Annotated in this window: 9 protein-coding genes and 1 tRNA gene; 9 read left to right on the top strand and 1 reads right to left on the bottom strand. The window is 66.4% G+C overall.

Annotated elements, in window-relative coordinates; translation table 11 throughout:
- The first annotated feature begins 179 nt into the window (after positions 1-179).
- From XCSCFBP4642_RS0116015 to XCSCFBP4642_RS0115990, 6 genes are all read left to right on the top strand, one after another.
- Entirely contained in the window at positions 180-1,535 is a 1,356-nt protein-coding gene (locus XCSCFBP4642_RS0116015; protein ID WP_029220684.1) for an aminodeoxychorismate synthase component I, read from the top strand.
- A gap of 60 nt (positions 1,536-1,595) precedes the next feature.
- Positions 1,596-2,669, top strand: a complete 1,074-nt coding sequence (gene mltG, locus XCSCFBP4642_RS0116010; RefSeq protein ID WP_029220683.1) for an endolytic transglycosylase MltG — start codon at positions 1,596-1,598, stop codon at positions 2,667-2,669.
- Positions 2,666-3,625: a DNA polymerase III subunit delta' gene (locus XCSCFBP4642_RS0116005; RefSeq protein WP_029220682.1), complete on the top strand. Its 960-nt coding sequence runs from the start codon at positions 2,666-2,668 to the stop codon at positions 3,623-3,625. The genes mltG and XCSCFBP4642_RS0116005 overlap by 4 nt, the downstream gene beginning before the upstream one ends.
- On the top strand, positions 3,622-3,975 hold the full coding sequence (locus XCSCFBP4642_RS0116000; protein ID WP_003483889.1) for a PilZ domain-containing protein: 354 nt from the start codon (positions 3,622-3,624) through the stop codon (positions 3,973-3,975). The genes XCSCFBP4642_RS0116005 and XCSCFBP4642_RS0116000 overlap by 4 nt, the downstream gene beginning before the upstream one ends.
- A 167-nt stretch (positions 3,976-4,142) precedes the next feature.
- Positions 4,143-4,217: transfer RNA gene (locus tag XCSCFBP4642_RS0115995), tRNA-Val, on the top strand.
- A gap of 552 nt (positions 4,218-4,769) precedes the next feature.
- On the top strand, positions 4,770-5,096 hold the full coding sequence (locus tag XCSCFBP4642_RS0115990) for a hypothetical protein (protein WP_029220681.1): 327 nt from the start codon (positions 4,770-4,772) through the stop codon (positions 5,094-5,096).
- A gap of 132 nt (positions 5,097-5,228) precedes the next feature.
- On the opposite strand, the gene prpR is transcribed toward XCSCFBP4642_RS0115990, so the two are convergent.
- On the bottom strand, positions 5,229-6,803 hold the full coding sequence (gene prpR, locus XCSCFBP4642_RS0115985) for a propionate catabolism operon regulatory protein PrpR (RefSeq protein WP_029220680.1): 1,575 nt from the start codon (positions 6,801-6,803) through the stop codon (positions 5,229-5,231).
- A gap of 172 nt (positions 6,804-6,975) precedes the next feature.
- On the opposite strand from prpR, the gene prpB reads away from it, so the two are divergent.
- The 3 genes from prpB (at position 6,976) to acnD (ending at position 11,839) form a co-directional block, all read left to right on the top strand.
- Positions 6,976-7,872 carry a methylisocitrate lyase gene (prpB, locus tag XCSCFBP4642_RS0115980; protein WP_029220679.1) on the top strand — a complete coding sequence of 299 codons (897 nt, stop codon included), beginning with the start codon at positions 6,976-6,978 and terminating at the stop codon, positions 7,870-7,872.
- Between the two features lie 75 nt (positions 7,873-7,947).
- Positions 7,948-9,102 (top strand): bifunctional 2-methylcitrate synthase/citrate synthase, encoded by a 1,155-nt coding sequence (prpC, locus tag XCSCFBP4642_RS0115975; RefSeq protein WP_029220678.1) that lies wholly within the window; start codon positions 7,948-7,950, stop codon positions 9,100-9,102.
- A 145-nt stretch (positions 9,103-9,247) separates the two neighbouring features.
- Positions 9,248-11,839 (top strand): Fe/S-dependent 2-methylisocitrate dehydratase AcnD, encoded by a 2,592-nt coding sequence (gene acnD, locus XCSCFBP4642_RS0115970; RefSeq protein ID WP_029220677.1) that lies wholly within the window; start codon positions 9,248-9,250, stop codon positions 11,837-11,839.
- Positions 11,840-11,851: the final 12 nt, after the last annotated feature.

Genomic DNA, 11,851 nt, shown 5'->3' with positions numbered 1-11,851 from the left:
CCTGGCGCTGGTGTCCCGCGAACAATGCGTCGCGGGACACGCCGCACGCAGGTTACGGCCGTCGGGCCGGGCGCGTGTACGCGGCCGAACGTCGCTCCGCGAGCTGATCCTTCCCTTCATGCGTGCCCTGCCTCCCTTGCAGGGCGGCGCCTCTCAGTACCCCACGCCCAACCCGGCCGATGACGCTCACCAGACCCCTGCACGCCGACATCGACCTGCTGGCGCTGCATCGGCTGGCGCCGCAGCGGTATCCGGCACTGCTCGAATCCACCGCCTCCGGCACCGCGCACGGTCGCTGGGACGCATTGCTGCTGGCGGACGGCGCACGCCTGCGGCTGGATGCCGATGGGCGCACGCGCGACGGCGATGGGCGCGTGCTGGACGGCGGCTTTCTGCACGCACTGGATGCGGCCTGGCAAGCCGAGCGCGTGCCGCACGATGCGACCAGCCCCTGGCCGTTTCGCGGCGGCTGGGCGGTATTGCTGGATTACGAACTGGCCGCGCAGGTCGAACCGATTCTGCAGTTGCCCACGCGCAGCGATGGCTTGCCGAGCGCACTGGCCTTGCGCGCGCCTGCCGCGGTGCTGCGCGACCGGATGCAAGGCCGCTGCATCGCGCTGGCCGAGCCGGGCCGCGAGGATCTGCTGACCCGCATCGTCGAGGACATCGCCACCTGCGCCGCATTGCCACCGTTGCCCAACTGGGTTGGGCCGCTGGCTGTCGATGAGGACGCGCCGGAGCGCTTCACCGATGCAGTGGAGCGCGTGCTCGATTATCTGCGCGCCGGCGATGTGTTCCAGGCCAATATCTCGCGCGCCTGGCATGCGAAGTTCGCCGCGGCGGTCGATCCGGCGGCGTTGCATGCGCGCCTGCGCGCGGCCAATCCCGCCCCGTTTGCCGGCCTGTTCGTCGCGGCAGGACGCGCGGTGGCGAGTTCCTCGCCGGAGCGGCTGGTGTCGGTGCAGGGCGATGTGGTGCAGACGCGCCCGATCGCCGGCACCCGCGCGCGCTTTGTTGGCGACGACGATGCCGCACGCATCCGCGAGCTGGTCGGCCATCCGAAGGAGCGCGCCGAGCACGTCATGCTGATCGACCTGGAGCGCAACGACCTGGGACGCATCTGCGCGCCGGGCACGGTGGAGGTGGACGAGCTGATGGGCGTGGAAAGCTACGCGCACGTGCACCACATCGTCAGCAATGTACGCGGCCGTCTGCGCGCCGACGTCACTCCGGGCGAGGTGATCGCCGCGGTGTTTCCCGGCGGCACCATCACCGGTTGCCCGAAGGTGCGCTGCATGCAGATCATCGCCGAGCTCGAACGCACCGCGCGTGGCGCCTACACCGGCGCATTCGGCTGGCTCAATCGCGACGGCGACATGGATCTGAACATCCTGATCCGCACCGCCGAGGTCGCCGGGGAGCAGGTGCATTTCCGCACCGGCGCCGGGATCGTGGTGGATTCGGACCCGCAGCGCGAACTGGACGAGACCCGCGCCAAGGCGCGCGGCGTGCTGCGCGCCTTGGACCAGGCATGAGCGCTTCAACGGGACATCACCGGCGCGCGGTATCCTGCGCGGCGCTGGGGCAATGACGAGGTGCGTGTGGCGGTGACTGGCAAACGTGGATGTCTGGCTGTGCTGGGCACGGCCCTGTTGCTCGTGGCGCTGCTGGCCATTGCGGGGCTGGTGGCGTGGCGGCATTACCTGCACTTTGCCGAGACACCGGTGAGCGCGCGCGCGCCCAGCGTGGTGATCGCGCCCGGCGACTCGCTCAAGGCCACATTGCGCAAGTTGCGCGCCGCCGGCGTGGCGCAGGGCACCGATCTGGAATGGCAGTTGCTGGCGCGCCAGGTCGATGCGGCCGGCAAACTCAAGGTGGGCGAATACGCGCTGGCGCCGGCGCTGTCGCCGCGTGAGCTGCTCGAACGCATGCGCCAGGGCCGGGTGATCCAGTACCGCTTCACGATTGTGGAGGGCTGGAATTTCCGTCAGCTGCGCGCCGCGATCGCCACCGCCACGCCGCTGCAGCAATCCATCGCTGCGCTGGACGATGCGGCGTTGATGGCGCGGCTGGGGTTCGCCAACCAGCACCCGGAAGGGCGCTTCCTGCCGGAAACCTATCTCTACCAGCGCGGCGACAGCGATCTGGACGTGCTCAAGCGCGCCCACCTGGCCATGGACAAGGCGCTGGCGCAGGCCTGGGAGCAGCGCGCGCCTAACCTGCCGCTGGCATCGCCAGAGCAGGCGCTGATCCTGGCGTCCATCATCGAGAAGGAAACCGCGCTGGGCTCGGAGCGCCCGTTGATTGCCGGCGTGTTCCTGCGTCGCCTGCAGCTGGGCATGAAGCTGCAGACCGACCCCACCGTGATCTACGGCATCGGCAGCAGCTACGACGGCAATATCCGCCGCCGCGACCTCACCACCGACACGCCGTACAACACCTATACGCGCACCGGCCTGACCCCGACGCCGATCGCCATGCCCGGCCGCGAGGCGCTGCTAGCGGCGGTCCGCCCGGCTCCCGGCGATGCGCTGTACTTCGTGGCCGTGGGTGACGGCACCGGTGCCCACGCCTTCTCGGCCACGTTGGCCGAGCACAACGCCGCGGTGGCGCGCTACCTGCAACGTCGCCGCGAGCCGACCCTGCCGCAGAAGGAGCCCACGCCATGACCGCCGCGTTTTCGCCCTGGCAGCAGCGCGCCTTCGACCAGACCGTGGCGGCACTGGACGCCGGCCGGCTCGGGCACGGGCTGCTGATCTGTGGCCCCGAAGGCCTGGGCAAGCGCGAGGTGGCCCTGGCGCTGGCCGAGCACGTGCTGGCCAGCTCGCCCGACCCGGCGCTGGCGCAGCGCACGCGCCAATTGATCGCCGCCGGCACCCATCCGGACCTGCAGCTGATCTCCTTCATTCCCAACCGTACTGGCGACAAGCTGCGTACCGAGATCGTCATCGAGCAGGTGCGCGAGATTTCGCAGAAGCTGTCGTTGACGCCGCAGTACGGCATTGCCCAGGTGGTGATCGTCGACCCGGCCGATGCGATCAATCGCGCCGCCTGCAATGCCTTGCTCAAGACGCTGGAAGAACCCTCGCCGGGCCGCTACCTGTGGCTGGTCAGTGCGCAGCCGGCACGTTTGCCGGCCACCATCCGTAGCCGCTGCCAGCGGCTGGAATTCAAGCTGCCGCCTGCGCACGAGGCGCTGCAGTGGTTGCTGGCGCAGGGTGTCGAGGCGCGCGCCGCGCAGGAAGCGCTGGATGCCGCGCGCGGTCATCCCGGATTGGCAGCGCAGTGGTTGCGCGAGGATGGCCTGGCGGTGCGACGCGCGGTGGCACAGGATCTGGAGCAGATCGCCAGTGGTCGCGCCGGCGCGGTGGATGTTGCGCAGCGCTGGACCAACGACGGCCATGCCGATCAGCGTCTGCGCCATGCGGCTGACCTGGCGTTGGCGCAGGCATCGGCCGGCTTGACCGATCCATCGCGGTTGCACAAGCTGGCGACCTGGTTCGACGCCGCCAATCGCACCCGCGATCTGCTGCGTACTACCGTCCGCGCCGACCTGGCAGTGACGGAATTGCTGCTGGCCTGGCGCGAGGGAGAGCGCCAGGCACGTTCTAGGGGAACTCGATGAGTGCAATGAATGCACGCCAGGGCATTTTGTCGCTGGCGTTGAAGGACAAGCCGGCGCTGTACAGCGCCTACATGCCGTTCGTGAAAGGGGGCGGCATCTTCGTTCCCACGCCCAAGCGTTACATGCTGGGTGATGAGGTGTTCCTGCTGCTGACCCTGCCCGATTCCAGCGAGCGCCTGCCGGTGGCCGGCAAGGTCATCTGGACCACCCCCGCCGGTGCGCAGGGCAACCGCGCCGCCGGCATCGGCGTGCAGTTCCCGGACGGCCCGGAAGGCGAGGCGGTGCGCAACAAGATCGAAACCCTGTTGGCCGGCCTGACCACCTCGGACAAGCCCACGCACACCATGTGAAACGGGGCGTTGGCGCGGCAGGGTGGTGGGTGAGGCGCAAGGCCCACCCGCTGCCCCGCCGTGATCGGATCGAGGTCATGCAGCCGCGGTGTCGTCGCATGACAGGGCCAGATAAACAACTGTTGACGATTGCTGCCGCTGCCCTATAATGTGCGGCTCGCGTCACCGGGCGGTTAGCTCAGCGGTAGAGCATTGCCTTCACACGGCAAGGGTCACAGGTTCGATCCCTGTACCGCCCACCATTGAAATTCAGTAGATCCACGGATTTCGACGCGAAGAAAAGCCGGCCATATGCCGGTTTTTTGTGTTCGCGTTTTCTGTCTGCTAGGAGTCGAGCAGTGGGTCGCGCTCGATCCTTTCAATGGCATCGCAGTGCGCCAGGCAGCGCCTGGCGTGCATGCGTCCAAGCCGCACAATGGGTTCGATGTGGCTGGCAGGCATGATCGTGCGGCCTAGCAACCAGCTTTTCAGGGTTTCCAGAGATACCCCCAATCGCGCGCGCCGCGGGCGCGCGCCAGCGACGGCCGTAGATGCGAGGGGCGATCGCCTGCAGTGCCGGCAGGCGCGGGTACGTAGAGACAGTCATTGGGTAGCTCGGTAATGGCGCAGACGCCCATTACCGCAGATTGGCAACCAAGATCAACGGTCGGCCGCAATCCTTGTCGTGCGCGGCGCTACGGCCCGAATGGTGGCTGCGACACGACGCATTACCAGTTGCTGAGCTGGTCACCGGTTGTTGCGAGCTCGACAAGGAGTTGCCATCCTGCAAGGCCCCGGATCGAGATGGAGTGGCGATGAAGACGCTGCTGGGAAGTGCGCTGGTTGCGACATTGCTGTTGGCTGGTTGCGCGCGCGATGTGAGCGAGCAGTACGTGGGCAAGTGGGTCAACGTGAAGTCGCAGAAGAATGTGCTGAGCATCGAGCACAATGGCGAGAGCTTCATCATCCGCGACACCATGCCGGAGCTGTTTGGCAATGGCGCCAAGACCAGGAACTACCCGGCGCTGCTGACCAAGGGCGTGCTGCAGGTGTCCAGTGGCAGCGGCACCGTCAACTATGCGATCGATGAGGCAACCGGGCGTTTGAGCACCGGGGATACCGAGTACACGCGGGTCAAGTGACGCGGGGGTGGTGGCGCTGCGGTGTCATCGGAGCTTGGTTGCTCAGGGAAACGATGCAGGTGCTGGTCATCGCTTGCTGGCCGACGCTGCTGAAGGTGCGTCGTTAGCGTGACTGCGCGCGCGCGCTGAGAGCTACGGGTCTGCCGTGCGGCGGTTTTGCATCCAGCGCCACAGCGTGGTACGTGAAACGCCCAGTGCCTGTGCGGCAATGGCGCGATTGCCGTTGGCGCGCTCCAGTGCGGTGCGCACCGCTGCGGCGGTGAGCTGCATGCGCGATGCGGCCAGGTCCGTTTGCATAACTGCAGCTGTCTGATGATCGGGGTGTCTTTCGAACAGTTCGGGTGCCCAGCATTGTAGGTGCTCCAGGCTCAAGCTTTCGCTCGCCTGCACTTTCCAATGAATGCACAGGCGCTCGACCAGATTGCGCAGTTCGCGCACATTGCCGGGCCAGGTGTGCTGCTGCAGGTGCTGCAAGGCGTCTTCGGACAGGGGCGAGGCACTATTGCCTAGTTGCTGGAAATAATGCGCAAGCAGCAGCGCAATGGCATCGGGTCGGTTGCGTAGCGGCGGCAGGGCGATGCGCAGTGCCCCCAGGCGATAGAACAGGTCGCGCCGGAAGCGGCCCTGCTCGACCAGGGCATGCAGGTCCTGCAGGCTGGCGGCGACCACGCGGACGTCCACTGCCACTGGCAGGGTGGCGCCGACGCGCAACACCTCGCGCTCTTCCAGGACGCGCAGCAGGCGGGTCTGCAGCGGCGTGGGGAGCTCGCCGATTTCATCGAGGAACAGGGTGCCTTCGTGCGCAGCTTCGATCAGGCCGGTGTGGCCGCCGCGGCGTGCGCCGGTGAAGGCGCCATCGCTATAGCCGAACAATTCCGCTTCCAGCAGCGATTCGCTGATGGCGCCACAGTTGATGGCGACGAAGCGGCCGCGACGCCGGCTGCCAGCGTGCAGCTGGCGCGCGACCAGTTCCTTGCCGGTGCCGGTCTCGCCGCTGACCAGCACGGTCCCCGGATGGGGGGCATACAGCTGCACCAGCTCGCGTGCCTGCAGCATGGGGGCGTCTTCGCCAAGCAGGGCGTCGTTGCGGCGCACGCGGCGCGTGCCGCTGCGCGCAGTGCGCGGCTGCGGGCTGGTGGAGGCGCTGCCCAGCGCGATGGCCTGTTCCAGGGCTTGGCGCACCGATGCGGCCGAATACAGCAGCACGCCGGGCAGGCCGGTCTGCTCGGCGAAATCGATCGCCATGCCAGTGCCCACGATGACCTGGATGCCGGCCGTGCGCAGATCGGCAATGCAGTCGCGCGCATCTTCGGCAGTGACGAAGCGTCGGTGTTCGATGTCCAGATCGAAACTGGCCTGGAAGGCATGAAACGAAGGGACGTCGCTGGCATGCGTCACCACGCCGATGCGCGGGGCGATGCGGCGCGCGCGCGCCAGCGCTTCCATCAGATCGAAGCCGGTGGCCTGGATCGGCGCCAGCGGCAGTGGCAGGCGACTGCGCAGATAAGCGGCGTTGGAGCCGCCGGCCACCAGCGCGTCGCAGCGCTCGCGGCGCAGGCGCTGACTGATCACTTCCACCGCGTCGGCAAAGCCCAGGTTGATCTGCTCGATGCGCGCACGCTGGTCGAATTCCGGAATGACGTCGGCCAGCAGACCGGTCAGTCGCGAGACGCTGACGGTCCAGATGGTGGGCGGGGTGGACTCCATGGAGTTGGTCGGTGGGATCCTGGGCACTGGTAAACCGTGTTCCATTTGCGTTTCATACTGCGCCGAATGTTGCGTTCGTGCAACATTTAATGCCGCGTGGGAGAGTGAAATCAACTACTTGCCGTTGGCACGGTCTTTGCGCCTATTGCCCCATCTCAGCGCAGGAATCGCCATGACGTCTTCGTCCACCGCCACCGCCGGCACGCGCTTCCGCGCAGCGCTGGCTGCCGAGTCGCCGCTGCAGGTGATCGGCGCGATCAACGCCAACCACGCGTTGCTGGCCCAGCGTGCCGGCTACCAGGCCATCTACCTGTCCGGCGGCGGCGTGGCGGCGGGCTCGCTCGGGTTGCCGGACCTGGGCATCAATACGCTGGAGGACGTGCTGATCGACGTGCGCCGCATCACCGACGTCTGCGCATTGCCGCTGCTGGTGGACGTGGACACCGGCTTCGGGCCGAGCGCGTTCAACATCGAACGCACCATCAAGTCCTTGATCAAGGCCGGCGCGGCCGGCTGCCATATCGAAGACCAGGTAGGCGCCAAGCGCTGCGGGCACCGGCCGGGCAAGGAGATCGTCAGCCAGGGCGAGATGGTGGACCGGGTCAAGGCGGCGGCCGATGCCAAGACCGATCCGGCGTTCTTCCTGATCGCCCGCACCGACGCGATCCAGATGGAAGGCGTGGATGCAGCCATCGAGCGCGCCATCGCCTGCGTGGAGGCCGGTGCGGACGGCATCTTTGCCGAGGCGGCCTACGATCTGGAGACCTATACGCGCTTCGTCGATGCGGTGAAGGTGCCGGTGCTGGCCAACATCACCGAATTCGGCAAGACGCCGCTGTTTACGCGCGACCAGCTTGCGCAGGCCGGTGTGGCGATCCAGCTGTTTCCGCTGTCGGCATTCCGTGCGGCCAACAAGGCGGCCGAGGCGGTCTATACCGCGATTCGGCGCGATGGCCATCAGCAGGCCGTGCTGGAAAGCATGCAGACGCGCGAGGAACTGTATGAGCGCATCGGCTATCACGATTACGAGCAGCGGCTGGATGCGTTGTTCGCACGCAAAGGCGCATGATCGCGCGTTGCCGCGCACCGATTCCTTTACTTCGTCCGTGACATCGCAACACCCCACCGTTTGGGAGCTCATCGCATGAACGACACCGCCATTCCTGGCTTCAAGCCGAAGAAATCCGTTGCCCTGTCCGGCACGGCCGCCGGTAATACCGCCCTGTGCACCGTGGGCCGCAGCGGCAACGACCTGCACTACCGTGGTTACGACATTCTCGACCTGGCCACCAGCAGCGAGTTCGAGGAGATTGCCTACCTGCTGGTGCACGGCAAGTTGCCCAACAGCGGAGAACTGCGCGGCTACAAGGCCAAGCTGCGTTCGCTGCGCGGCGTGCCGGCGGCAGTGAAGACGGCGCTGGAACAATTGCCGCCGTCGGCGCATCCGATGGATGTGATGCGCACCGGCGTGTCGGTGCTGGGCTGCCTGCAGCCGGAAAAGGACGACCATAATCATCCGGGCGCGCGCGACATCGCCGACAAGCTGATGGCGTCGCTGGGCTCGATGCTGCTGTACTGGTATCACTACAGCCACAACGGCAGGCGCATCGAGGTGGAGACCGACGACGATTCGATCGGTGGGCATTTCCTGCATCTGCTGCATGGGTTTGTACCAAAGGATTCGTGGGTGCGTGCGATGCACACCAGCCTGATCCTGTACGCCGAGCACGAGTTCAATGCCTCCACGTTTGCAAGCCGCGTGATTGCCGGCACCGGCAGCGACATGTACAGCGCCATCGCCGGTGGTATCGGTGCGCTGCGTGGTCCCAAGCACGGCGGCGCCAATGAAGTGGCGTTCGAGGTACAGAAGCGCTACGACACGCCGGATGAAGCCGAGGCCGATATCAAGGCGCGGGTGGAGCGCAAGGAAGTGGTGATCGGCTTCGGGCATCCGGTGTACACGGTGTCCGATCCGCGCAACAAGGTGATCAAGGAGGTGGCGCGCGAGCTTTCCGAAGAGCAGGGCAGCCGCAAGATGTACGACATCGCCGAACGCCTGGAGAGTGTGATGTGGGACATCAAGAAGATGTTCCCGAACCTGGACTGGTTCAGTGCGGTGAGCTACCACATGATGGGGGTGCCGACAGCGATGTTTACCCCGCTGTTCGTGCTGGCACGGACGGCCGGTTGGAGCGCACACATCATCGAGCAGCGCGTGGACGGCAAGATCATTCGGCCTTCCGCCAATTACACCGGCCCGGAGGATCGGGTGTTCGTGCCGCTGGATCAGCGCTCCTGAAAGCCGCTGCGTGCGAGCGGCCCTCATCCGCCCTTCGGGCACCTTCTCCCGCGTTGCGGGAGAAGGGAGCGTGGCGAGCAGTGCGTGGTAAACAGCAGCAACAACAACAGCAACAGACCCCGACCGCTTTGTGATATCGCCAGCCATGAATAGCCAGTACCGCAAGCCCCTGCCGGGCACGTCGTTGGAGTACTTCGATGCACGCGCCGCCATCGATGCGTTGCAGCCCGGCGCGTATGCGGCATTGCCGTACACCGCGCGCGTGCACGCGGAGAATCTGGTGCGCCGCGCCGAACCGCAGATGCTGGATGCCTACCTGCGCCAGCTGATCGAGCGCAAGCGCGAGCTGGATTTTCCGTGGTTTCCGGCGCGTGTGGTCTGTCACGATATCCTTGGCCAGACCGCGCTGGTGGACCTGGCAGGCCTGCGCGATGCCATTGACGAACAAGGTGGCGACCCGGCCCAGGTCAATCCGGTGGTGCCGGTGCAGCTGATCGTGGACCATTCGTTGGCAGTGGAATACGCGGGGTTCGACAAGCAGGCGTTCGCCAAGAACCGCGACGTCGAAGATCGCCGCAATGCCGATCGCTTCCATTTCATCCAATGGACCAAGCGTGCGTTCGAGAACATGGAAGTGATTCCGCCGGGCAACGGGATCATGCACCAGATCAATCTGGAGAAGATGTCGCCGGTGATCTATACGCTGGACGGCGTGGCATTTCCGGATACCTGCGTGGGTACCGACAGCCACACCCCGCATGTGGATGCCCTGGGCGTGATCGCAGTGGGCGTGGGCGGGCTGGAAGCGGAGAACGTGATGCTGGGGCGCGCCTCGTGGATGCGCCTGCCTGACATCATTGGCGTGGAGTTGACCGGTCGGCCGGCGCCAGGCATCACCGCCACCGACATCGTGCTGGCGTTGACCGAGTTCCTGCGCCAGCAGCGCGTGGTGGGGGCGTACCTGGAGTTCTTCGGCGCCGGCGCCAGTGCGCTGACCATCGGCGACCGCGCCACCATTTCCAACATGACGCCGGAATTCGGCGCTACCGCGGCGATGTTCTACATCGACCAGCAGACCATCGACTACCTGCGCCTGACCGGTCGCGACGATGCGCAGGTGGCGCTGGTGGAAACGTACGCACGCCACACCGGCCTGTGGGCGGACGACCTGGCGACCGCGCACTACGAGCGCGTGCTGCAGTTCGATCTGTCCAACGTCGTGCGCAACATGGCGGGCCCGTCCAACCCGCACAAGCGCGTGGCGACCAGTGAGCTGGCGCAACGCGGTATCGCGGGGCAATGGGACGAGGTACCGGGGCAGATGCCCGATGGCGCGGTGATCATCGCCGCGATCACCTCCTGCACCAATACCTCCAACCCGCGTAACGTCATCGCCGCCGGCCTGCTGGCGCGCAACGCCAATGCGCGCGGCCTGACCCGCAAGCCGTGGGTCAAGAGTTCGCTGGCGCCGGGGTCAAAGGCGGTGCAGCTGTATCTGGAAGAAGCCGGCCTGCTGAGTGAGCTGGAGCAGCTGGGCTTCGGCATTGTGGCGTTCGCCTGCACCACCTGCAACGGCATGAGTGGGGCGCTGGATCCGGCGATCCAGCAGGAGATCATCGAGCGCGATCTGTATGCCACCGCCGTGCTGTCGGGCAACCGCAACTTCGACGGGCGCATCCATCCGTATGCCAAACAGGCGTTCCTGGCCTCGCCGCCGCTGGTGATTGCCTATGCCATCGCCGGCACGGTGCGCTTCGATATCGAAAAGGATGTGCTGGGCATCGATGCCGATGGCGTGCCGGTGACGCTCAAGGACCTGTGGCCGAGCGATGCGGAGATCGATGCGGTGGTGGCGCGCAGCGTCAAGCCGGAGCACTTCCGCAGCGTCTACGACCCGATGTTCAAGCGCAGCGTGGGGCAGGGCATCCAGGTGAGCCCGTTATACGACTGGCGGCCGGCCAGTACCTACATCCGGCGCCCGCCATACTGGGAAGGCGCGCTCGCCGGTGCACGCAGTTTGCAGGGCCTGCGCCCGTTGGCGGTGCTGGGCGACAACATCACCACCGACCATCTGTCGCCGTCGAATGCGATCCTGGCCGGCAGCGCGGCAGGCGAATACCTGGCGCAGATGGGCGTGCCGGAGGAAGACTTCAATTCCTACGCCACCCATCGCGGCGATCACCTCACCGCGCAGCGCGCCACCTTCGCCAACCCCAAGCTGGTCAACGAAATGGCGGTGATCGATGGACAGGTCACCGCCGGTTCGCTGGCACGGCTGGAACCGGAAGGGCAGGTGCTGCGCATGTGGGAGGCGATCGAAACCTACATGATGCGCAAGCAGCCGCTGATCATCATTGCCGGTGCCGATTACGGTCAGGGCTCCTCGCGCGACTGGGCGGCCAAGGGCGTGCGTCTGGCCGGGGTGGAGGTGATCGTGGCCGAAGGCTTCGAGCGGATTCACCGCACCAACCTGATCGGCATGGGCGTGTTGCCGCTGGAGTTCAAGCCGGGCACCGACCGCAAGACGCTGGGCATCGATGGCAGCGAAACCTTCGATGTGGTCGGCGAGCGCACGCCGGGCGCCACGCTGACGCTGTCGATCCATCGGCGCAACGGCGAACAGGTGCAGGTGCCGGTCATCTGCCGCCTGGATACCGCCGAGGAAGTGTCCATCTACGAGGCGGGCGGCGTGCTGCAACGGTTTGCGCAGGATTTTCTTGAGGCCTCGGCAGCCTGATGGCTTCGACGC

Source organism: Xanthomonas cassavae CFBP 4642 (assembly GCF_000454545.1).
Taxonomy (GTDB): domain Bacteria; phylum Pseudomonadota; class Gammaproteobacteria; order Xanthomonadales; family Xanthomonadaceae; genus Xanthomonas; species Xanthomonas cassavae.
This window is presented reverse-complemented; position numbering and strand designations above follow the sequence as displayed.